Annotated in this window: 23 protein-coding genes; 14 read left to right on the forward strand and 9 right to left on the reverse strand. The window is 45.3% G+C overall.

The annotated features are described in order from the left end of the window. Positions 1 to 3: 3 nt before the first annotated feature. The 5 genes from KJB35_RS24195 to mlaF are packed head-to-tail and all read right to left on the reverse strand — an operon-like array spanning position 4 to position 3,040. A complete protein-coding gene (locus tag KJB35_RS24195) occupies positions 4 to 324 on the reverse strand; it encodes a lipid asymmetry maintenance protein MlaB (RefSeq protein ID WP_005381093.1) in 321 nt (106 codons plus the stop codon). After that, positions 324 to 962, reverse strand: coding sequence for a phospholipid-binding protein MlaC (mlaC, locus tag KJB35_RS24200; RefSeq protein WP_005381098.1), 639 nt, complete (start codon positions 960 to 962; stop codon positions 324 to 326). Before mlaC ends, KJB35_RS24195 begins: the two co-directional genes overlap by 1 nt. A gap of 2 nt (positions 963 to 964) precedes the next feature. Further along, positions 965 to 1,453 (reverse strand): outer membrane lipid asymmetry maintenance protein MlaD, encoded by a 489-nt coding sequence (gene mlaD, locus KJB35_RS24205; protein WP_005381099.1) that lies wholly within the window; start codon positions 1,451 to 1,453, stop codon positions 965 to 967. A gap of 2 nt (positions 1,454 to 1,455) precedes the next feature. Then, positions 1,456 to 2,247: a lipid asymmetry maintenance ABC transporter permease subunit MlaE gene (mlaE, locus tag KJB35_RS24210; RefSeq protein ID WP_005381100.1), complete on the reverse strand. Its 792-nt coding sequence runs from the start codon at positions 2,245 to 2,247 to the stop codon at positions 1,456 to 1,458. Further along, on the reverse strand, positions 2,237 to 3,040 hold the full coding sequence (gene mlaF / locus KJB35_RS24215) for a phospholipid ABC transporter ATP-binding protein MlaF (protein ID WP_005388422.1): 804 nt from the start codon (positions 3,038 to 3,040) through the stop codon (positions 2,237 to 2,239). Before mlaF ends, mlaE begins: the two co-directional genes overlap by 11 nt. 374 nt (positions 3,041 to 3,414) lie before the next feature. Between mlaF and KJB35_RS24220 the strand changes: the two genes are divergently transcribed. The 11 genes from KJB35_RS24220 (at position 3,415) to mgtE (ending at position 12,177) form a co-directional block, all read left to right on the forward strand. Further along, positions 3,415 to 4,380 carry a calcium/sodium antiporter gene (locus KJB35_RS24220; protein ID WP_005381102.1) on the forward strand — a complete coding sequence of 322 codons (966 nt, stop codon included), beginning with the start codon at positions 3,415 to 3,417 and terminating at the stop codon, positions 4,378 to 4,380. Between the two features lie 29 nt (positions 4,381 to 4,409). Beyond that, on the forward strand, positions 4,410 to 5,381 hold the full coding sequence (gene kdsD / locus KJB35_RS24225; RefSeq protein ID WP_005381104.1) for an arabinose-5-phosphate isomerase KdsD: 972 nt from the start codon (positions 4,410 to 4,412) through the stop codon (positions 5,379 to 5,381). An 86-nt stretch (positions 5,382 to 5,467) separates the two neighbouring features. After that, positions 5,468 to 6,031, forward strand: coding sequence for an LPS export ABC transporter periplasmic protein LptC (gene lptC, locus KJB35_RS24230; protein ID WP_005381106.1), 564 nt, complete (start codon positions 5,468 to 5,470; stop codon positions 6,029 to 6,031). Then, the gene (gene lptA, locus KJB35_RS24235) at positions 6,012 to 6,506 is read left to right on the forward strand and encodes a lipopolysaccharide transport periplasmic protein LptA (RefSeq protein ID WP_005381109.1); all 495 of its coding nucleotides are present in this window, start codon (positions 6,012 to 6,014) and stop codon (positions 6,504 to 6,506) included. Before lptC ends, lptA begins: the two co-directional genes overlap by 20 nt. Before the next feature lies 1 nt (position 6,507). Then, a complete protein-coding gene (gene lptB / locus KJB35_RS24240; protein ID WP_005381111.1) occupies positions 6,508 to 7,233 on the forward strand; it encodes an LPS export ABC transporter ATP-binding protein in 726 nt (241 codons plus the stop codon). 50 nt (positions 7,234 to 7,283) lie between these two features. After that, positions 7,284 to 8,753 (forward strand): RNA polymerase factor sigma-54, encoded by a 1,470-nt coding sequence (locus tag KJB35_RS24245; RefSeq protein ID WP_005381112.1) that lies wholly within the window; start codon positions 7,284 to 7,286, stop codon positions 8,751 to 8,753. 24 nt (positions 8,754 to 8,777) lie between these two features. Continuing rightward, on the forward strand, positions 8,778 to 9,065 hold the full coding sequence (gene hpf / locus KJB35_RS24250; RefSeq protein ID WP_005381114.1) for a ribosome hibernation promoting factor: 288 nt from the start codon (positions 8,778 to 8,780) through the stop codon (positions 9,063 to 9,065). A 2-nt stretch (positions 9,066 to 9,067) separates the two neighbouring features. Beyond that, a complete protein-coding gene (gene ptsN, locus KJB35_RS24255; protein ID WP_005381116.1) occupies positions 9,068 to 9,514 on the forward strand; it encodes a PTS IIA-like nitrogen regulatory protein PtsN in 447 nt (148 codons plus the stop codon). Between the two features lie 14 nt (positions 9,515 to 9,528). Next, a complete protein-coding gene (gene rapZ / locus KJB35_RS24260; protein WP_005388424.1) occupies positions 9,529 to 10,392 on the forward strand; it encodes an RNase adapter RapZ in 864 nt (287 codons plus the stop codon). A 2-nt stretch (positions 10,393 to 10,394) separates the two neighbouring features. Further along, complete coding sequence (locus KJB35_RS24265; protein ID WP_005381120.1) at positions 10,395 to 10,670, forward strand: HPr family phosphocarrier protein; 276 nt, start codon at positions 10,395 to 10,397, stop codon at positions 10,668 to 10,670. Positions 10,671 to 10,818: 148 nt separating this feature from the next. Beyond that, on the forward strand, positions 10,819 to 12,177 hold the full coding sequence (gene mgtE, locus KJB35_RS24270; RefSeq protein WP_005381121.1) for a magnesium transporter: 1,359 nt from the start codon (positions 10,819 to 10,821) through the stop codon (positions 12,175 to 12,177). A 64-nt stretch (positions 12,178 to 12,241) separates the two neighbouring features. Here mgtE and pmbA read toward each other — a convergent pair whose 3' ends face one another. Further along, the gene (gene pmbA / locus KJB35_RS24275; protein WP_206970991.1) at positions 12,242 to 13,585 is read right to left on the reverse strand and encodes a metalloprotease PmbA; all 1,344 of its coding nucleotides are present in this window, start codon (positions 13,583 to 13,585) and stop codon (positions 12,242 to 12,244) included. A 110-nt stretch (positions 13,586 to 13,695) separates the two neighbouring features. Here pmbA and yjgA point away from each other — a divergent pair, with 110 nt between their 5' ends. Beyond that, positions 13,696 to 14,223, forward strand: a complete 528-nt coding sequence (yjgA, locus tag KJB35_RS24280; protein WP_005381124.1) for a ribosome biogenesis factor YjgA — start codon at positions 13,696 to 13,698, stop codon at positions 14,221 to 14,223. Between the two features lie 89 nt (positions 14,224 to 14,312). Here yjgA and KJB35_RS24285 read toward each other — a convergent pair whose 3' ends face one another. Beyond that, on the reverse strand, positions 14,313 to 15,275 hold the full coding sequence (locus KJB35_RS24285; RefSeq protein WP_213908216.1) for a D-2-hydroxyacid dehydrogenase: 963 nt from the start codon (positions 15,273 to 15,275) through the stop codon (positions 14,313 to 14,315). Positions 15,276 to 15,377: 102 nt separating this feature from the next. Beyond that, on the reverse strand, positions 15,378 to 16,130 hold the full coding sequence (locus KJB35_RS24290) for a pseudouridine synthase (protein WP_213908217.1): 753 nt from the start codon (positions 16,128 to 16,130) through the stop codon (positions 15,378 to 15,380). A gap of 342 nt (positions 16,131 to 16,472) precedes the next feature. On the opposite strand from KJB35_RS24290, the gene KJB35_RS24295 reads away from it, so the two are divergent. Continuing rightward, positions 16,473 to 17,738, forward strand: coding sequence for an NRAMP family divalent metal transporter (locus tag KJB35_RS24295; protein ID WP_005381130.1), 1,266 nt, complete (start codon positions 16,473 to 16,475; stop codon positions 17,736 to 17,738). Between the two features lie 108 nt (positions 17,739 to 17,846). On the opposite strand, the gene rapA is transcribed toward KJB35_RS24295, so the two are convergent. Beyond that, positions 17,847 to 20,756: an RNA polymerase-associated protein RapA gene (gene rapA, locus KJB35_RS24300; RefSeq protein ID WP_213908218.1), complete on the reverse strand. Its 2,910-nt coding sequence runs from the start codon at positions 20,754 to 20,756 to the stop codon at positions 17,847 to 17,849. Positions 20,757 to 21,317: 561 nt separating this feature from the next. Here rapA and KJB35_RS24305 point away from each other — a divergent pair. Then, positions 21,318 to 22,694 carry a PhoH family protein gene (locus tag KJB35_RS24305; RefSeq protein WP_005381133.1) on the forward strand — a complete coding sequence of 459 codons (1,377 nt, stop codon included), beginning with the start codon at positions 21,318 to 21,320 and terminating at the stop codon, positions 22,692 to 22,694. Positions 22,695 to 22,752 lie beyond the last annotated feature (58 nt).

Below are 22,752 nucleotides of genomic sequence, written 5' to 3' on the forward strand. Positions count from 1 at the left end.
AATTTACCCCTGATAATTCTGTATGTGTTTGGCCACTAAAGATTCAACATTGCTCAGTTGAAACAAAGTGCGCAGTTGCGCCGGCACGAAACTGAGCATTATATGACAGTTTTGCTTTTTTGCATGCTCTAATAAGTGGATTAACATCACCATTCCTGCAGAGTCGACGCGCTCTATCTCTTTTAGCGAGCATTCCAGCTCCGATTGAGCAGGTTGCCATTGCTGTGCATACGCCCACAATGAAGGCACTGTATCTCTATCAAGTGCCCCTGTTAGCTTAAGAATGTTTTGATCCAATTGCCACTGAGCGGGAGTCTGGGCCATTATTTCTTCGCCTCGAAGCGGATCGGTTCTGCGGCCAATTTTTCTAGGTCTTTAGCAACAGATAGAATACCTTCTTGACGAATTTTACTGTTCCATTCAGATTGTTTACTAGAAAGCAAACTAATGCCCTCTGCAATCATATCGAATGCTTCCCACTCACCAGACTGGTTGTCTTTACGCAGTTTAAACTCAAGTTTGATGTTTGGACGCGGAGTATCGATGATATCAACTTTAATGCTTGTAATACGCTTAGAGTCATCAATGCTAGGCTCAGGACCAAACTCAATTTTTTGGTCAGAGTATTGCGTCAACACTTGTGCATAAGACGCAATCAGGTACGCACGAAATGCATCGATAAACTCAAGTACATCTTCACGCTTAGCACCTTTTAAGTTTGGACCAAGAAGTTTTAACCCTGCATAGCGGTAGTTGACGTAAGGCATTAGCTCTTCTTCAACGATCACTTTAAGTAAATTTGGATCTTGTTTGATTTTCGGCTGTTCGGCTTTCAATCTTTCGAACGTGACTTCAGCTACCTGCTTCATCATCTTATAAGGTTCAGTTTTATCCACCTCTGCTGCTGTTGCTCCAAAAACGCTAAACACAGCACAAACTGAAAGTAGTAATCTCGCTAACATAGTTATTCCTTACTTGAGTCGTCTGAACCACCTACGCTGTATAGTACTTGACCAATTAAGTCTTCAAGCACAAGCGCCGATTTGGTGTCTTCGATGGTATCACCATCCACCAGCATGACTTCATCATCAAAAACGAAGCCAGGTACTAAACCAATGTATTGCTCACCAATCAGGCCAGATGTCAAAATTTGTACGCTCGACGTTTCTGGGAACTGATTGTATTTGCTATTGATAGATAGTGTTACAACTGGCAATAAGTTGTCTGGGTTAAGCGAAATACTACTTACTCGACCAATCACAACGCCCCCCACTTTTACGGGAGAACGAACTTTTAAACTGCCAATATTATCGAACTCGGCTTTGAGGGTATAAGTATCACCAGAGCCAATGCTTTTTACGTCAGCAACTTGAAAAATCATCACAAGAATCGCGCAAATTCCCGCTAATACAAAGCTGCCAACCCATAATTCAGTTTTACGTGTTTGTTGCATGATTAATTCCCAAACATCAATGCGGTCAGTACAAAGTCTAATCCTAGTACTGCTAAAGAAGAATGCACAACAGTGCGCGTAGTTGCTCGGCTGATCCCTTCCGATGTTGGAATAGCATCATAACCGTTAAATAGAGCGACCCAAGTAACCGTAATTGCAAACGCAAAACATTTGATCATACTGTTACCAATGTCTTGTCCTAGCTCAACAGAGGACTGCATCGCTGACCAAAAACTACCGTGATCAACGCCTTTCCAGTCAACACCAACAAGCTGAGCGCCCCAAATTCCCACAGCCATGAAAATCATAGCCAGTAAAGGCATTGAGATAACCCCAGCCCAAAACCGTGGTGCAATCACTCGTTTCAATGGGTCTACCGCCATCATTTCAAGGCTAGACAGTTGTTCCGTTGCTTTCATTAGACCTATCTCTGCGGTTAACGCAGAACCGGCACGACCAGCAAACAAAAGTGCAGTAACAACGGGTCCTAATTCACGGAGTAACGAAAGCGCTACCATTTGCCCCAAACTGCCTTCTGCGCCGTAATCCACCAACACAACATAGCCTTGTAGACTCAAAACCATTCCAATGAACAGACCAGATACGACGATGATCGCCAGCGACTGAACACCAACAGAATAAAGTTGCTTAACAAGCAGAGGAAAGCTTCTGATCGGTTGTGGCTTAGAAAATAGCGCCCCAATCAACATGAAAGTCGCACGACCAAATGCTCCGCAAATAGAAAGCGTGCGTCGACCCAGCGAGGCGACAAAGTGAATGAAGTTATCGACCATCAAATAAGTCCTTTTCGATACTTTGAGAAGGGAAACGAAACGGTACAGGACCGTCGGCATCACCTTGTAAGAACTGCTGGACACGAGGATCAGAGTTTTGAGTCAGCTCTTCTGGCGTACCATAGGCGATGATTTTTCCATCGGCCATCAGGTATACCCAGTCAGCAATACTCATGACTTCAGGTACGTCGTGAGAAACCACAATAGAGGTCAAACCTAACGCTTGGTTTAGATTGCTAATTAGCTCAACCAAAACGCCCATAGTGATTGGGTCTTGCCCCACAAACGGCTCATCGTACATGATCAGGTCAGGATCAAGTGCGATTGCACGAGCCAAAGCAGCGCGTCTTGCCATACCACCTGAAAGCTCACTCGGCATTAATTGCGCCGCGCCGCGTAGACCGACAGCTTCGAGCTTGAGTAACACCATGGTGCGAATCAAATCTTCCGATAAATCGGTATGCTCTCTCAATGGAAAGGCGACATTATCAAAAACATTCAAATCAGTGAATAAAGCCCCTGACTGGAACAACATGCTCATTTTCTTTCGAGCATGGTAGAGTTTTTTACGCGAGAGAGAGGGAATATTGTCGCCATCAAACCAGATCTCTCCTTGCTCGGGATACAACTGACCACCAATCAAACGCAGCAGTGTTGTTTTACCAATTCCCGATGGTCCCATAATGGCCGTCACTTTGCCCTCAGGAACATGCAGATCAATATCATCAAAGATCATGCGTTCTCCCCGTGAAAAAGTGAGGTTGTTCACGGTGACTAAATCGTTGTTCGACATATCATCTCTTCTACTGTAGGAGCGTTGCAACTCACGGAATCATCAAGCAGATACTAATCGGAGTTGAATTCTACGTTTAATAAAGTAACGTCGGTACATTTATTAGGCTGCAATCATAAGCACATTGGCGTTGAATTTAAAGCACTGTTCAATTAAATAAAGTCGACTATATCCCTGCAATTTCTCATGGTTTATGACCTAATTAGCACGAAGTGTTTAAATCCTAGACCAGAATTGCTCATTTAAATGAGTGAGATTTACATACATTTTCGTTACTAACCTTTAATTTATTCTTCGTTTATCTTCCATTTTAGGCCGCAAAAGGTCAAAATTAGCGGTTATTCATTTTACTTATTTAATACTTAGGAATTCTCATGCTCGAAGCCGTTGCGTTGCTTATAGTCGGTCTTGTTTTGCTTGTTTGGAGTGCAGATAAACTTGTTTTTGGCTCTGCAGCGATAGCCCGCAACGTCGGTATTTCCCCGCTTGTCATCGGCATGACAATCCTTGCGATGGGCTCATCCGCCCCTGAGATGATGGTATCTGCAACCGCCGCTTGGGATGGCAAAACAGATACAGCGGTGGGTAACGTATTAGGCTCAAACATAGCGAACATTGCGTTAATCCTAGGTATTACAGCGCTGATCAAGCCTTTGTCGATTAGCTCCGCCGTCATCCGCCGAGAACTTCCACTCATGATAGCCGTAACCGTACTCGCTGGTATTCTGCTTTGGAATAGCCATCTCGGTTTTTATGAGGGTGTCTTATTGTTTGTACTCTTTGGGGCATTTTTATTTGCTATGTTGCAAATCAGCCGCAAAGAGCAAAAATCAGGTGATGTTTTTCTTGATGACCAAGAGTCAGAGATCCCAGAAGGCGTCAGTAACCCTAAAGCAATCATGTGGGTGGTTATTGGCTTGATACTGCTTCCTTTGGCAGCCAGCATGCTGGTTGATAACGCGGTAATCATTGCTAAACACTTTGGTATGAGCGACCTTGTTATCGGCCTAACTATTATCGCCATTGGCACTAGCCTGCCTGAACTAGCCGCATCACTTGCGGGAGTTTTAAAGGGTGAAGACGACATGGCTGTCGGTAACATTATCGGGTCGAATGTGTTTAACATTCTGGCGGTAATGGGGATTCCTGGCATCATTAATCCATCGGTGCTCAGTGAGTACGCGATGGGACGTGACTTCTGGGTCATGTTAGGCGTTTCATTGTTACTTGTCGCGATGTGTTTGGGTAAATCACGCAGTATTAACCGTATTGAAGGTGCCATCTTGTTTGTGTGCTTCTTAGGTTACCAAGTGTACTTATTCGCAAACATGACCGCTTAATTACCACGATCAATAAGTAGAGATCTGATATGTCCAATCAATTTGATTTTCGCGCTGCTGCTAAACAAGTTCTTGATATCGAAGTTGCTGCTCTGCAAGAGCTAGATACCTACTTTGATGATCAATTTGAAAAAGCGTGTGAACTTATCCTTTCCAACAACGGCAAAGTTGTCGTTATGGGTATTGGCAAGTCAGGCCATATTGGTAACAAGATTGCCGCCACTCTGGCAAGCACTGGAACTTCGGCGTTTTTCGTTCATCCAGGCGAAGCCGCACATGGTGACTTGGGTATGATCAGCCCTGGTGACATCGTGCTGGCAATTTCTAACTCTGGTGAATCAAACGAAATTCTGTCTCTATTTCCAGTATTAAAGCGCCTGAATATTAAGATCATCAGCATGACAGGTAAGCCAGAATCAAATATGGCCAAGCTGTCTGACTTACACCTGCAAATTACGGTACCTCAAGAAGCTTGTCCGTTAGGCCTGGCACCAACTAGCAGTACGACTGCCACATTAGTGATGGGAGATGCATTAGCCGTAGCTCTGCTTCAAGCTCGTGGTTTTTCTGCCGAAGATTTTGCCCTATCTCATCCAGGTGGTGCACTGGGGAGAAAACTGCTACTTAAGTTGTCTGATATTATGCACTTTGGAGAAGCGTTACCTAAAGTTTCTCCTGACGCATTAATTCGCGATGCCCTTCTTGAAATTTCAGAAAAGGGGTTAGGCATGACAGCCATCGTCGATGAGCACGATGCTATGCTTGGTATATTCACCGATGGTGATTTACGTCGTACCTTAGACAAGCGTATCGATATTCATACGACGGCAATTGGCGAGGTCATGACGACAAACCCAACCACAGCACACCCTGATATGCTGGCGGTTGAAGGTTTGAACTTGATGCAGAATAAAAACATTAACGCTCTGATTTTATGTAAAGACGAAAAAATTGTGGGTGCACTGAACATGCACGATTTACTAAAAGCTGGCGTGATGTAATATCAGCACAAACATTTAAATCATTTATTAGACGAATAAAGGCAATGGTCAGGGAAGTACTGAGCTAAACGATAGGCCTTCATTATATGAGTTTTACTCGCCTTATTTATTTGCTCTTGATCTTCGTTGTAGCGTGGTGCGGTTATTACCTACTAACCCCTAAAGGCAACGACGCAATTCAAGTAGCACCAGATTCTGAACTGCCCATGTTCAGTGGTTCTGGATTAGAAAACATCACCTACGGTGAAGATGGTGTCCGCAGTTACATCATTCGCTCCACTAACTTAGACCATTATGCTAAGAGTGGAGATACTATTTTTAATAACCCGACTTTGATGGTTTACCGTGAAGGTAGCGTCATTGAATGGAAGGTGACTGCCACAAGAGCAGTGTTAGATGAAGACCAAGTTTTGACTTTATATGACAAAGTCTTAATGCAAAATCTTCTGCCTGGTGCGAGTTTTGATACCATGGCAACAGACAAATTGGTCATTAATCTAACCAATCGTGATTTTAAAGCTGACCAACAAGTGATGTTGGTTGGACCACAATTTGAAACTACTGGAGGCGCAATGCAAGGCAACTTAAAACAGCATACTGCGACTCTGACAGATGAAGTTCAAGGTCGATATGAAACCGTTACACCTTAGCCTACTGGCACTGGTATTGGCGGCGCCTCAAGCGCTGGCACTCAAGTCGGATACTCAACAGCCGGTTTACATAAACTCTGACACCCAACAGGTGGATATGAAGAGTAACCAGGTTGTTTTTGAAGGCGATGTATCTCTTAAGCAAGGGAGCATCAATATCGATGCTGATAGAATCGTGGTAACTCGCGATCCTAAAACCGAAGCAATTAAACAGATTCAAGCATTTGGTAAACCTGCGAAGTTTTCTCAGCTGATGGACGATGGTAAAACACTTAGTGGTCAAGCTACGGAGTTGGATTACCGTATTTCTACAGACGAACTGACCATGAAAGGTCAAGCGCAGCTGGCGCAAGACAACAACACCATCAAAGGTTCTTCGATTCGTTACCAAATTGGTAAACAAAAGCTAGTCGCAGATAGCTCTAAGGAAGAGCGCGTTACGACCATTTTGCAACCCAATCAGATAGAGAACTAATATGGCAGTACTGAGTGCGAAAAACTTGGCGAAAAGCTACAAAAAACGCAAAGTCGTCACTGATGTTAGCTTAGAAGTTGAATCTGGTCAGATTGTTGGGCTGCTCGGTCCAAACGGTGCGGGTAAAACCACCTCGTTTTACATGATTGTCGGCTTAGTACCTCGCGATGAAGGCACCATTACCATTGACGACAATGACATCAGTATTTTGCCGATGCATAGCCGTTCACGACTTGGCATTGGCTATCTTCCGCAAGAAGCGTCGATTTTCCGTAAGCTTTCAGTAGAAGATAACATCATGGCCGTACTTGAAACTCGTCAAGAAATGACGAGGGAAGAGCGCCAAGATAAACTGGAAGATTTGTTGGAAGAATTCCACATCCAGCACATCAGAACCAGTGCTGGTATGGCACTATCAGGGGGTGAGCGACGCAGGGTGGAAATCGCTCGAGCTTTAGCGGCCAACCCTCAGTTCATTTTATTGGATGAACCTTTCGCTGGTGTTGACCCAATTTCGGTTAATGACATCAAGAAAATCATTGAGCATCTGCGCGATCGTGGTCTCGGAGTGTTAATCACTGACCATAATGTACGTGAAACACTGGACGTATGTGAAAAAGCCTATATCGTGAGCCAAGGGCACCTAATTGCATCGGGAACTCCGGCAGAAGTTCTCAATAATGAACAGGTGAAACAAGTTTATCTCGGCGAACAATTCCGTCTATGATTATATTAGGAACGGTAAGATTCTGAGCATTACAAGGTAAGTAACACTGAATGAAACCTTCATTACAACTCAAGCTAGGTCAGCAGTTAGCCATGACGCCACAGTTGCAGCAAGCGATTCGCTTATTGCAATTGTCGACACTCGATCTTCAACAAGAAATCCAAGAAGCGTTGGACTCAAACCCATTATTGGAAGTTGAAGAAGGCCAAGACGAGCCTCTAGCAAACGGTGAAGATAAGTCAGCGGTCGAGGCTGCTGATAGCAACAGTGCTAGCGAACCAACAGAAATTGACGTTCCAGATAGCTCCGATGTGATAGAGAAATCAGAAATTAGCTCTGAACTTGAAATCGACACGACTTGGGATGACGTCTACAGCGCGAATACTGGTAGCACTGGCTTAGCTCTTGATGATGATATGCCCGTCTACCAGGGCGAAACCACTGAATCATTACATGATTACCTCATGTGGCAGCTTGACCTAACACCATTCAGTGAAACCGACCGCACGATTGCATTAGCGATTATTGACGCTGTTGACGACTACGGCTATTTAACTTTGTCGCCTGAAGAGATTCATGAGAGCTTCGATAATGAAGAGATAGAGTTAGACGAAGTAGAAGCCGTTCGTAAACGCATTCAACAATTCGATCCTCTTGGCGTTGCATCGCGTAACTTACAAGAATGTTTGTTACTGCAACTGACGACCTTCCCAGAAGACACGCCATGGCTTGCTGAAGCCAAAATGATACTTGCGGATCATATTGATCACCTAGGCAACCGTGACTACAAGCTCGTCATCAAAGAGACTAAGCTGAAAGAAGCCGATCTGCGTGAAGTCTTAAAGCTTATCCAACAGTTAGATCCTCGTCCAGGTAGTCGCATCACTCCTGATGATACCGAGTACGTAATTCCAGACGTATCCGTTTTTAAAGACAATGGCAAATGGACCGTTTCTATAAACCCGGATAGCGTGCCAAAATTAAAAGTAAATCAACAATATGCTCAATTAGGCAAAGGTAATAGCGCGGATAGCCAGTACATCCGCAGCAATTTGCAAGAGGCAAAATGGTTAATTAAGAGCTTAGAGAGTAGAAACGAGACGCTACTCAAAGTTGCAAGATGTATTGTTGAACATCAACAAGATTTCTTCGAGTATGGTGAGGAAGCCATGAAGCCAATGGTACTCAATGATGTCGCTTTGGCTGTGGACATGCATGAATCCACGATTTCTCGTGTAACAACGCAAAAATTTATGCATACACCACGTGGTATTTTTGAATTGAAGTACTTCTTCTCTAGCCATGTTAGTACTGACAACGGCGGAGAATGTTCGTCAACAGCAATTCGTGCACTCATTAAAAAACTGGTCGCAGCAGAGAATACTGCCAAACCACTGAGTGATAGCAAGATTGCTGCTCTTCTGGCTGACCAAGGGATTCAGGTCGCAAGACGTACGATAGCCAAATATCGCGAATCCTTGGGAATTGCCCCTTCAAGTCAGCGTAAACGCCTATTATAAGGCACTAACTGAAAAGGAAAGTCTATGCAAATCAATATTCAAGGCCATCACGTTGATCTTACCGATTCAATGCAAGACTATGTAAATTCTAAGTTTCAGAAGCTCGAAAGGTTCTTCGACCATATCAATCAAGTGCATGTTGTACTAAAAGTTGAAAAAATTACTCAAATCGCGGAAGCTACGCTTCACATAAATCAAGGCGAAATCCACGCATCAGCCGATGACGAAAATATGTATGCCGCGATCGATTCGCTGGTAGATAAATTGGTTCGCCAACTTAATAAGCACAAAGAAAAACTAAACAGTCATTAATCATGCAACTGAGCGAAATACTGTCATTGGACTGCACCAAAAGTGCGGTCCACTGCACGAGTAAAAAACGCGCCCTTGAAATGATCAGCCGTATCGTGGCTGATCAAACGGGCCAAGATTCTACCGAGCTGTTCGAATGCATGCTCAATAGAGAAAAAATGGGCAGTACCGGTATCGGAAACGGTATTGCGATCCCTCACGCGAGAATGCAATCAAGCGACAAGGCCATTGCTGTCTTACTGCAATGTGATGAAGCAATCGAATTTGATGCGATTGACAATCGACCTGTCGATCTTCTTTTTGCGCTCCTTGTACCAGAAGAACAGTGCAAAGAGCACCTCAAGACTCTATCCTCTATGGCAGAACGTCTGAGCGATAAGCAAGTATTAAAACTACTGCGTAATGCTCAGAGTGATGAAGAACTTTACGACATCATGATTCACCAATAAGCAGGACTAACTCCATGCGACTAATCGTTGTTAGCGGGCACTCAGGTGCCGGTAAAAGTATTGCGCTTCGTGTACTGGAAGACTTAGGTTACTACTGTGTTGATAACCTGCCAGTTAACTTGCTGGACGCATTTGTTCATTCTGTTGCTGACAGCAAACAGAATGTTGCAGTCAGCATTGATATTCGTAATATTCCTAAAAAGCTAAAAGAACTGACGAGTACACTAGAACAGTTAAAAACTGAGCTTGATGTGACCATGCTTTTCTTGGACGCCAATAAAGAAACGCTACTCAAACGCTACAGCGAAACACGCCGAATTCACCCGTTATCTTTAGGTGGCACCTCCCTCTCGCTCGATCAAGCCATCGAGCGTGAGAAACAAATTTTGACGCCACTCAAAGCGCATGCAGATCTGGTCCTAAATAGTAGTGGGCAGTCTTTGCATGAATTGAGTGAAACCGTGCGTATGCGCGTTGAAGGCAGAGATCGCAAAGGGCTCGTTATGGTATTTGAGTCTTTTGGTTTTAAATACGGCCTGCCTTCCGATGCCGATTACGTATTTGACGTTCGCTTCTTACCTAACCCACATTGGGAACCAGCACTACGCCCGCTTACAGGTCTGGATGCTCCTATCGCCGCATTTTTAGAGCAACACCAATCGGTGTTAAGTTTGAAATATCAAATTGAAAGCTTTATAGAGAATTGGTTACCTCTGCTTGAGAAAAACAACCGCAGCTACCTGACCGTTGCAATCGGTTGTACTGGTGGTAAGCACCGCTCGGTGTACTTAACTCAGCAAATCGGTGAATACTTCGCCAACAAAGGACACCAAGTACAAATTCGCCATACCTCACTAGAGAAAAACGCTAAGGAGTAGCCGTGGAGTTAAGTCGTAAAGTATTGATTCAAAACCGCCTTGGCTTACATGCTCGTGCAGCAGTCAAACTGGTCGAACTGGCACAGAGCTTTGAAGCGGTCATCACCATCGACAATGAAGAAGACAAAACCGCCACAGCAGACAGCGTAATGGGCCTGTTAATGCTAGAGTCCGCTCAAGGACAATACGTCACGATCCACGCAACGGGTGGGCAAGCGGAAGAAGCACTGGATGCCGTTTGCCACTTGATCGAAGATAAATTTGATGAAGGCGAGTAGTTTACTCGCTTTTTTCTTACCTCCCATTATCTTTCTCTTCCCTGACCTAATAAATAAATTTGCTTAGTATCATAAGTTGTTATTAAAAGGCGCCTAGAATTAAGTTATTATTCAACGCATTGTAAATATCAGGAATTGGGAGGAATGAATGGCAGAGCAAATTGAATTCGACCAAGCTCACCAAGCCCTCCAAGAAGTCACAGAAGCGCTAGAAAATGGTCGCTTCGTCCATGTTCGTCGTCAATTACAGGACATGGAACCTGAGGATATCGCTCACCTTTTAGAAGCCTCCCCACGGAAGAGCCGTGAAGTTCTTTGGCAACTCACCGACCCTGAAGATTATGGTGAAATCCTTGACGAGCTGAACGAAGATGTCAAAGACAGCCTCGTATCCAAAATGGCACCAGAAGCGCTTGCAGAAGCGACAGAAGGCATGGATACCGATGACGTGGCTTACGTACTACGTAGCTTGCCTGACAACCTGTCACGCGAAGTCCTGTCGCAAATGGACTCCTCTGACCGTCTACGGGTCGAAACCGCCCTATCCTACCCAGAAGACACTGCGGGTGGACTGATGAACACCGACGTCATCACAATTCGTGGTGACGTCGATGTGGACGTAGTTTTGCGTTATCTACGTATGAAAGGCGAGCTTCCAGAAGCTACGGATGCCCTGTATGTGATCGATGAAGAGAGTAAGCTCATCGGTGAACTGCCGATCACGACGCTTATTACCACTCAGCCAGACGTAAAAATCATTGATGTAATGGAAGACGCGGACGAGGCCATCACCGTCGATACTAGCGACTCAGATGTTGCGAGTCTGTTCGAACGCCGTAATTGGGTATCTGCACCTGTTGTTGATGAAAACTTGCATTTGGTCGGTCGTATCACCATCGATGACGTGGTTGACGTTATTCGTGAAGACGCGGAACACTCGATGATGAGTATGGCGGGTATGGACGATGACGAAGATACTTTCGCGCCTGTTGTAAAATCAGCTCGCAAACGCAGTATCTGGCTTGGTGCTAATGTATTAGCCGCTCTTGCTGCTGCTTCCGTTTCTAATATGTTTGAGGCCACATTAGACCAAATGGCCGCCATTGCGGTATTGATGACGATTGTTCCGTCCATGGGTGGTGTCGCTGGTAACCAAACTGTCGCACTAGTGATTCGTGGTCTTGCTCTTGGTCATATCGGTGACTCAAACAAACGTGAACTGTTAATGAAAGAAGCCTCGATCGGCTTACTCAACGGTATCATGTGGGCGCTGATTATTGGTGGTATTGTTGTTGCTTGGAAAGGTAACTGGATGCTCGGAGGAATCATTTCCGCCGCCATGCTGACCAACTTATTGGTCGCAGGTATTGCCGGAGTAACGATTCCAATCCTATTGAAAAAAATGAACATCGATCCTGCTTTAGCTGGTGGTATGGCATTAACAACGGTGACGGATGTGATTGGTTTATCTGTCTTCTTAGGGCTTGCCACAATACTGATTACCTAACAGAAAAAACGAAAAAGCCTGATGAACACATCAGGCTTTTTTGATTCTGAATTGCTAGAAAAGCTTATTCACCCGCCACTTTCATGCTATCCAGTAGGATAGAGCCCGTTTGGATTTGTGAGCGCGTTTCAATATCACTACCAACCGCCACAATCTTGGTGAACATGTCTTTTAGATTACCTGCGATGGTAATTTCTGATACTGGGTATTGGATTTCGCCATTCTCAACCCAGAAGCCTGCGGCACCGCGAGAGTAATCACCCGTTACCACGTTCACACCTTGTCCCATGACTTCTGTCACTAGAAGACCAGTACCGAGCTCTTTAAGCATTTGCTCGAAGTTTTGGCCTGTCGACTTCACGTACCAGTTATGAATCCCACCAGCGTGACCTGTCGGCGTCATCTTCATTTTACGTGCGGCATAACTGGTTAACAGATAAGTTGCTAGCACACCGTCGGTAATGATCTCACGGTCTTGAGTGTACACACCTTCACTATCGAATGGACTTGATGCCAAACCACGCAATACATGCGGACGTTCTGAGATATTGAACCATTCAGGAAGCACTTGTTTGCCTAGATGGTCAAGTAAGAAAGAAGATTTTCGGTACAGGTTACCACCGCTGATCGCCATAACGAGATGGCCAATCAAGCCTGTCGCAACATCAGCCGCAAACATGATTGGGTATTGACCTGTTTTTAGACGCTGCGCATCTAGGCGGTTAACCGTATTCTCTGCCGCCTTACGACCCACCGTTTCTGGGGTCCATAAGTCATCACGATGACGTGCCACGGTGTAGCTGTAATCACGTTCCATCTCGCCGTTTTGACCAACGCCAATTACACAACAGCTAGTACTATGTCGGCTAGACGCATAACTAGCTAATAAGCCATGGCTATTGCCATACACTTTCACGCCGTAATGACTATCATAACTCGCGCCATCACTTTGTTTGATTGCACTATTATAATTTAGCGCCTCTTTTTCTGCTGCAATCGCCACATTGGCAGCATAGTCTGGATCGGGTGCGTCAGGGTGGAAAAGATCAAGCTCAGGGATATCTTGCACCATGTATTCTTTTGCTGCAGGGCCTGCAAATGGGTCTTCAGATGTGTAATGTGCAATATCTAGCGCCGCTATAACGGTTTGCTCGATTGCCGCTTCACTTAAATCAGACGTGGAAGCACTGCCTTTGCGTTGACCTCGGTAAACGGTAATGCCCAGCGCACCATCGCTGTTGAACTCGACATTCTCTACTTCACCCATACGAGTTGAAACACTTAAACCAGTGCTTTTAGTAATTGCGACTTCGGCGGCGTCAGATTTTGCCGATGCAAGCTTTAAGGCTCTTGCGACGGCTTGCTCTAGCTCGGTACGTTGCTCAGCAACCTGCTGTTTAATATCCATTGTCTTTCACATCTTGTCTTTGATGAACAATAGGATAACAAGAATTTCGCTTTCTCCCCATGATTCTTGTTAAAATAGTCATAATATTAATCAAAACACAGGCAACTGAAATGGCACGTAAGAATCAAAAAGCGCCATGGGAACCAGAAGAAGAGATCATCTGGGTAAGTAAATCCGAGATGAAGCGAGACATGGAAGAACTGCAAAAGCTAGGTGAGGAGCTTGTCGGCCTCAAACCTTCAGTTCTAGAAAAGTTTCCATTGAGCGAAGATTTGCGAGAAGCAATTGCTGACGCGCAACGCTTTAAAAATGAAGCGCGTCGTCGCCAATTACAACGTATTGGTAAATTGATGCGTTACGAAGATCCAGAGCCAATCCAAGCCGCACTGGATAAAATTCGTAATAAGCACTCTCAATTAACGGCTGTATTCCACAAACTTGAAGCGTTGCGTGATCGCGTAGTGGAAGAAGGTGACAAAGCCATTGATGACGTAATGGAAATGTACCCAGAAGCGGATCGTCAGCGTCTACGCCAACTTGCTCGCCAAGCAGCGAAAGAGAAAAAAGCTGGGAAACCAGCAAAAGCGTACCGCGAAATCTTTCAGATCCTTAAAGGTCTAAACGAAGAAGAGTTTTAATTCGAGGGCTCACGCAATGAGCATTCGATTTAAACGCAAAAAGCAGACGTCAATGTCTGCTTTTTTTATCTTTGGTTTTACAGTCAGCGTTACACTAAGCGATTCACGCGGTCTCCGCGCTCGAAAGCGTTAATGTTCTCAATCAAGATTTCCGCTAAACGTTGAATAGATGAGTCGCTGCCCCATGCAACATGCGGTGTCAGTAACAAATTAGGTAAACTCATATTGGCAATCAGCGGATTGCTCTCATCAGCCGGTTCTTGTGTAAAAACATCAAAACCAGCCGCTGCAATTTCTTGCTGTTTTAAGGCATCCACCAGTGCGCTCTCATCCACCAAACCTCCACGCCCTGTATTAATCAAAATGGAGTTGGACTTCATTTGTTGCAACTCTGCTTGACCAATTAAATTCTGAGTATGATCGTTGAGCGGGCAATGCAAGGTCAGCGCATCGGAGCGTTTTAATACTTCCTCAAACGACACATAACCTGGTCTACATTCTGCCGCCCCTTTACGCTCAGAAAACAAGACGGTCATTCCTAACGCTTGAGCCAGATTCGCCGTCGCTTGCCCTAGTGCCCCACTACCAACAACACCTAACGTGCTACCACCAATATCCCCGATTGGGTGAGTAAAAAAACAAAACTGCTGGTTACGCTGCCACTCACCTGCGGCAATATCTTGGTGGTACCCAAATAAATTCCGTCTTAAAGCGAATAACATTGCCATCACGTGCTCGGGCACCGAACGCGTCGCGTAACCACGTACATTAGCAACCGCAATATCATGATTAGCACAGTAGTTCACATCGACGTTGTTAAAACCAGTTGCGGCAACCGCGATCATCCGTAATTTTGGTAGTTGCTCTAATACATGTTGGTCAAGCAGGACTTTATTGCTAATCACGATATCGGCATCGGCTAACCTTTCTATTACCTGCCCAGGCGCAGTTAGGTCGTACTCACGCCAGTGGTGCGGAAAGCTAGGTCGTGGGATCTCAATATGTTCTGGGATGGTCGCTCGATCTAAAAATACGATGCTTGGCAAAGACATAACAACTCCTTGTTCACGGCTGAAAGACAGGATACATCAACCACAGTAACGAAATAGCCAAAAATAGCGAACTAGAAAGAACCGCTGTTAGTGCAATTGGCATTAAGGGTGTGGCAACGTTTTATAATCAGGCAATGTACGCTCTGGCGAAAAATAGTTAAAGATCATCGCCTCGGCTTCAGAATAAAAGTCACAGGGTACAAAAATACTGCTCAGCTGATCCGTAGCTGGATGATAAAAACTTAGCTCCGCAGCGTGCAACTCTAAACGTTCTGAAAACTGATACGCCTCTTCGCTTGCATAAAACTCATCACCCACAATCGCATGACCAATCGCCATCAAATGCACGCGTAACTGATGCGATCGACCAGTAATGGGGAGTAACCGCACAACGGTCGTATGGGCGCCATCTGGGTGCACTTCACGCTTCACCACTTGGAATAAAGTTTGAGATGGCTTGCCGTCGTCGAAGCATACTTTTTGTCGTGGACGATTTGGCCAATCACAAATTAATGGAAGATCAATATTCCCTTCTTGCGGCTCAACATGTCCCCAAACACGTGCGTAATACACCTTGTGAGTGAGACGATATTGGAACTGCTTTTTTAATGCTCGCTCCGTGGGTTTGTTTTTCGCCAGCAACATCAACCCTGATGTCGACATATCCAAGCGATGCACAACTTGAATTTCTGGATGCAACTCTTTGAGGCGGCTCCACATGCTGTCGTAATGCTCTGCAAGGCGACCAGGGACAGACAGCAGCCCTGATGGCTTATTCACTGCCAGAATGTCGTCATCCTCAAAAACGATATCAACCCAAGGGTCGGTGGGAGGGGTATATTCAAGCATTGCCATGGGAGATCTCTACAAAATAAAAACGCCGCGATTATATACCCAAATAGCACCCAGATGCAGGGTTCGGAAGAAAAGTTCAACCCAATAAAACAAAGTCAATCCTTTAGCATAAAAACTAAAAATAGCACGTTGTAAATTTAGTTTGACAACAAGACGCATAACTGAATAGAGTGCTAGATGCACACAGCATGATATTCGCAAAGAATACTTAAAATAAATACACCAAAACACAGCATTTAAAAGACATTACCGTTGCGCAGTATAGGGCGATCGCTCAGCCTGTCATGTACTGCGGTATGTATCTCTTTAGAAAGATACATAAGATAAAAAGGACAATAAGCAATGGACTCCGCCGTTATAGATAAACCCCAATCCAAACTTTCCTTATTTTTTCGTTCGCTAGGCCCCGGCATATTAATGGCATCTGCTGCGGTCGGTGGCTCTCACCTCGTGGCATCAACCAAGGCTGGTGCGATTTATGGTTGGCAATTGGCTGCACTGATTCTGCTCGTAAACCTGTTTAAATACCCTTTTTTCCGAGCGGGCGTACAGTACACCATGGGGACAGGGCTCACCTTGGTTGAGGGCTACGCGAAATTAGGTCGGCCTTATCTATGGCTATTTCTATTTCTTAGCGTGGTATCGGCCGTCATCAATACCGCCGCTTTGTTGATGTTTAGCGCTAGCTTGCTGGGCTACTTCATTCCGTTTTCACTATCAATGGCATCACTCAGCATCATTGTGATTGTCACCTGCCTGATCATATTATTTGCTGGCCATTACAAAGCGCTCGATACGCTATCTAAGGTGATCATGTCGGTGTTAACCATCGCGACTTTACTCGCTGTTTCTATCGCCTTTGGTAACCCTGTTGAGCAAGTAGCCAACTTCGAGCCGCCGTCACCTTGGTCTATTGCGGCTATTGGTTTTATCGTCGTGACAATGGGGTGGATGCCTGCACCGATAGAGATCTCCTGTTTAACCTCAGCATGGCTAAAACGCCAATCAAGCCAGCAAGAAGTAACATACCGCTCTGCTCTATTTGACTTTAATGTCGGTTATATTGGCACGGCGTTTCTTGCCATTATCTTTGTATCGCTAGGCTCTTTGATGCTTTATGGTTCTGGCGTTGCGCTTGAAAGCTCTGGCGTTGGCTTCTCCCACCAATTGGTTGGTTTATATGCGGCAACGATTGGCGAATGGTCTCGTTACTTGATCGCGGTAATTGCGTTTTTCTGTATCTTTGGCAGCACGATTACCGTTATTGATGGCTATTCGCGCGTTATTTCGGATTCTCAACGCTTACTGCGCTCGCAACCAGACACTAACCCTAAAACCACTTCAGCGATCATGCTGGTAGTCTCCTTACTTGCATTGGGTATTGTGGTTTTCTGGGCTTCTGCGTTATTGCCTATGCTGAACTTTGCGATGATCCTCGCCTTTATGACCACGCCATTCTTTGCTCTGCTAAATTACACATTAGTGAGCAAAACTGAGTTACCTGAGCCTTTGGCTGTTGGACCTAAACTAAAGTGGTTGTCGATTGCAGGCCTGATTTACTTGTTTGGCTTCTTGGCTGTATTTATCTGGTGGAAGTGGTTGATGTAAATGAGATAGCTATCAGTGATTAATGCATTCCGCTTAAAGAAACTAAACCGTAAATAAAGAAAAAGGTCTTCAACTGAAGACCTTTTTTAATGAGCAATAAATACTTACTTAGTTGTGGCTCACCACAATCAAACGCAGCGAGTCGAGCTGAACCTGAGCTTGGTTGATGTAACCAGTGAGCTCTTTAATTTGTGCGTCGATAGCTTCAATTTCTTCGTCACGAATATTTGGGTTCACCGCTTTCAGTGCTTGCAAACGCTCAAGCTCTGCATTCAAACTGTGCTGCATATCTTGATGAGCTTGTTTGCGTACTTCTTCGACCTTCTCTTCAATAAGAACATCACCGGCTTCAATTAAGCGGTGTACGTCTTTCTGTACCGACGTAACCAACTTGCTACCTAAGTGACGGTTTACAGGGCTGAGCTGGCGGTTAAAGCTTTCAAACTCCACTTGAGCAGACAAATCATTACCACGCGAGTCCATCATTAAACGGATTGGCGTTTTCGGTAAGAAGCGTGCGATACCACTACGTTTTGGCGCTTGCGCATCTACCGCGTAAATCAACTCAAGAAGAATAGTCCCGACTGGTAACGCTTTGTTTTTCAATAGAGATACCGCAGACGTCCCCACCCCTTCACTCATAAGAAGATCGATACCACCCTGGATCATTGGGTGTTCCCAACTGATAAAGTGCATATCTTCACGAGATAACGCTGTATCACGATCAAACGTGATCGTCGCTCCTTCGTATGGCAGACCTGGGTAGCTTGGCACCATCATGTGCTCAGATGGGGTCACAATCAGGGCGTTTTCACCTTTATCGTCTTGATTCAAGCCAATCGTGTCAAAAAGAGAAAGTGCGAAGGTGACCAGATTGGTATCGCCGTCGGTCGATTCAATTTTCTCAACGATTTGTTGTGCTTTTTCCCCGCCATTTGAATGCATTTCTAATAGGCGATCACGGCCTTGCTCCAATTGGGATTTCAGCTCTTTATTCATTTTTGCTGACGCTTCAATGATCTCATCTAGCGTGCTGGTATCACCAGAGGCAAGAATTTCAATCAGATCATCGGAGTACTTATCGTAAACAGCACGGCCTGTTGGGCAGGTTTCCGCAAAAGCGCTCAGGCCTTCATCGAACCAACGTGCTAGGATCGCTTGCGATGTGCCTTTCAGGTAAGGAACATGAATGTCGATATCGCGATTTTGACCGATACGGTCCAAACGACCAATACGTTGCTCAAGCAAGTCTGGGTTAAATGGCAAGTCGAACATGACAAGTTGGTTGGCAAACTGGAAGTTACGACCTTCAGAGCCGATTTCGCTACAGATAAGAACTTGTGCTCCACCTTCTTCTTGCGCAAAGTAAGCCGCCGCTTTGTCACGTTCAAGAATCGACATACCTTCGTGGAAAACGGTGGCGCGGATACCTTCACGCTCACGCAGTGCTTGCTCCAATTGCAGTGCGGTACTCGCACGAGAAGCAATCACGAGGATTTTCTCGCTGCGCTTCTCTTTTACTTTTTCAAGCAACCAATTCACACGCGAGTCAAACTGCCACCAGCTCGCGTCATCGCCTTCAAATTCTTGGAAAATTTCTTCCGGGTAAAGGTTCTTCATCGCACGTGCTTCAGAACTCATCTTACCGCCAATCATTCCAGCAACACGCATTGATGTAGTGTATTGCGGTGGAATATCCATTGGCATCAGATGCACGTTACGCGTAGGGAAGCCTTTGATGGCCGCGCGCGTGTTACGGAACAAAACACGCCCTGTACCATGACGATCCATCAAGTTATCGATCAGCTCTTGGCGTGCCGACGCTTTAGCTTCTTCGTCCGCTTCACTTTCAATAATACGGAAAAGTGGTTCTACGTCTTGTTCAGACAACAACTCAGTGATCTGGTTTTTTGCTTCATTAGGTAGCTTTTCACCGGAAAAGAGTGAAGTAATCGCATCTGCTACGGGCGCGTATTGCTCTTCTTCCTCAACGAATGCTTCGTAATCATAGAAGCGGTCTGGATCCAACAAACGCAGACGAGCAAAGTGACTCTCACGACCAAGCTGCTCTGGCGTTGCAGTCAGTAGCAACACACCTGGAGTACGTTCAGCCAAGCCTTCTACCACTTGGTATTCACGGCTCGGTTTATCTTGGCTCCATTCAAGGTGATGCGCTTCATCGACAACCAGTAGGTCCCATTCACCTTCCAGTGCTTGTTCAAAACGCTTGCGGCTCTTGCGTAGGAAATCCAAAGAACACAGCACATATTGCTGAGTATCAAATGGGTTTTCTGCATCCGCAAACGCTTCGATACAGCGCTCTTCGTCAAAGATAGAGAAATGCAGATTGAAACGACGCATCATCTCAACCAGCCATTGATGCTGCAGTGTTTCAGGCACCACAATCAAAATGCGTTCGGCACGACCAGACAGAACTTGTTGGTGGATGATCATACCCGCTTCAATGGTTTTACCCAAACCTACCTCATCCGCCAACAAGACGCGTGGCGCGTGACGACGGCCAACTTCGTGCGCGATGTAAAGCTGATGAGGGATCAAACCTGCACGCATACCGCATAGGCCACGCATTGGGCTCTTATGCTGCTCAAACTGGTTGGTTAGCGCACGGTAACGCAGAACAAAGTTGTCCATACGGTCGATTTGACCGGCGTACAACTTATCTTGAGGTTTGTTAAAACGAATTTGGTTGCTAAGGAAAATCTCACGCAGAACAACAGCGGTTTCTTGCGTGTCTTCACGAGTACCGAAATAGGTGTAAAGACCTTCATCTTCCAGTACTTCTTCTACTTTTAGAGACCAACCTTCTTGGCAATCGATGACATCCCCAACATTAAAGGTGACTCGGGTAACAGGTGCATCGTTACGTGCGTAAACTCGGTTTTCCTCTGACGCTGCAAACATCAATGTCACAGTACGAGCATCCATTGCTACAACGGTACCTAAACCTAAATCGCTTTCCGTATCGCTAATCCAGCGCTGCCCCAAAGCAAATGTCATGAATTGACTACCTCGTTATTAGTTCTTGATTCGTATTTCTTGTTGGTCTACTCATGCCCGTAGGCACGGATAATAGTTTAGATCTGATTCTGGCTTCTGCTATGCCGATAGCATTCGTCATTCCAGTATGAACTGAGTATTTTTTAAGCCAGCTCAACATGATAAATCGGACGTAGCCTATACGCAGAAAAAGGTCGCTAATCTTACTTGAAGCTGTGATTTAGGTCACGCCGAAACCGCACCAAGCAGAAACTTTTTTTCCCAAACTCTAAATGCAATCAAATTGTAAAATACTCATGCCAATTATTAAGTTGTAGAACGTAAATATTACGTATACTTCTAATGAGGGGCGTTTAAAACCATTGCATATGATTTAAGCGCGTTAGTACACGATTAGGATCAACACGGGTTTGCAGTAAGTTGTCTTGCTACTCGGTTGCACACTAGCCGACATCAGCCCGACAACCTCTATTGCAAGCAATCAGAGTTAGGTCACTTCACACCTATTTGGAAACGACCTAACAACTCGCATGCAGAGCCGTACTACGGCAAGGAGACGCTATGGGCGATACCGATCGGAAACTGTTTGTACTCGATACCAACATTCTTCTTCATGAACCCTTTGCCATCTTCTCTTTCCAAGAACACGATGTCGTTATCCCCATGACCGTGTTGGAAGAACTCGACCGAATCAAAGACAGTAAGCGCGACGTTGCAAGAGATGCGCGCGTGGCTATTCGCACCTTGGAAGATTTGTTTAAAGAAGCAACGCCAGATGAAATCTCTGAAGGCATTCCTGTTTCTAAAGACAACCCCGACCAAGGTACTATTTCCATTTTGGCGGATTTTGAACTGCAGGAAACTGTCAAAGCCTTCGCCGACAAAGCCGGTGACAACCGTATTCTCAACGCGGTGCTTTATCTGCAAAATAAACGTGCACCACGTGAAGTGGTACTGATCACGAAAGACATCAACATGCGTCTGCGAGCCAAAGGGGCTGGTGTACGCTTTGTTGAGGACTATAGAACCGACCAACTGATTGACGACATTCAATACCTAACCAAAGGCTTTCAATTGCGTGAAGGTGATTTCTGGAGCGGTATTGAGGAAGTAGAAAGCTATGCTCTGGGCGGAAAAACTTACCACAAACTCAGTCGCGAACCCTTCGACCCAACCTTTATCAACCAATACGTTATTGATGAAGACAGTGACTTTGCTGGTCGCGTAGAAACCATCAATGAAGACAAGCTAACGCTTCTCGACCTGAGCCGCGAACGTCTAATGCATCGTAAGGCTTGGGACATCACACCTAAAAATATCTACCAGGGAATGGCGTTAGATGCCTTACTCGATCCAGAAATTGACTTGGTGATTCTAACGGGTGCGGCGGGTAGTGGTAAGACATTACTGGCAATGGCAGCAGCATTGGAGCAAACCATTGAAAAAAGCATGTTCGATAAAATTATCGTAACACGTAACACGCCAGATATCGGTGAATCCATCGGCTTCTTACCCGGCTCCGAAGAGGAGAAAATGATGCCGTGGTTAGCGGCGGTGACCGATACCTTGGAAGCACTACATAAACACGATCACTGCACTGAAGGCTCATTGAAGTACATCTGCGATAAAGCCAACATTCAATTTAAATCGATCAACTTTATGCGTGGCCGTTCGATTCAAAATGCGTTTGTACTGCTTGATGAGTGTCAAAACCTCACTGCATCACAAATCAAAACCATCATTACCCGCTGTGGCGAAGGAACCAAAATCGTCTGCTCCGGTAACTTGGCGCAGATTGACTCTCATTACCTCACCCCAGTGACATCAGGATTGACGTACATGGTTGAGCGCTTCAAGAACTTTGAAGGCAGCGCAAATATTCACCTCAACGGCGTGGTTCGTAGCCGCTTGGCGGAATTTGCTGAAGAAAACCTGTAATTGACACCGACTCACAAAGCAAAAGAGCGCTCTAATGAGCGCTCTTTTTATAACGATT

Origin of the sequence: Vibrio sp. D431a, from assembly GCF_030248655.1 — a bacterium.
Lineage (GTDB): Bacteria > Pseudomonadota > Gammaproteobacteria > Enterobacterales > Vibrionaceae > Vibrio > Vibrio alginolyticus.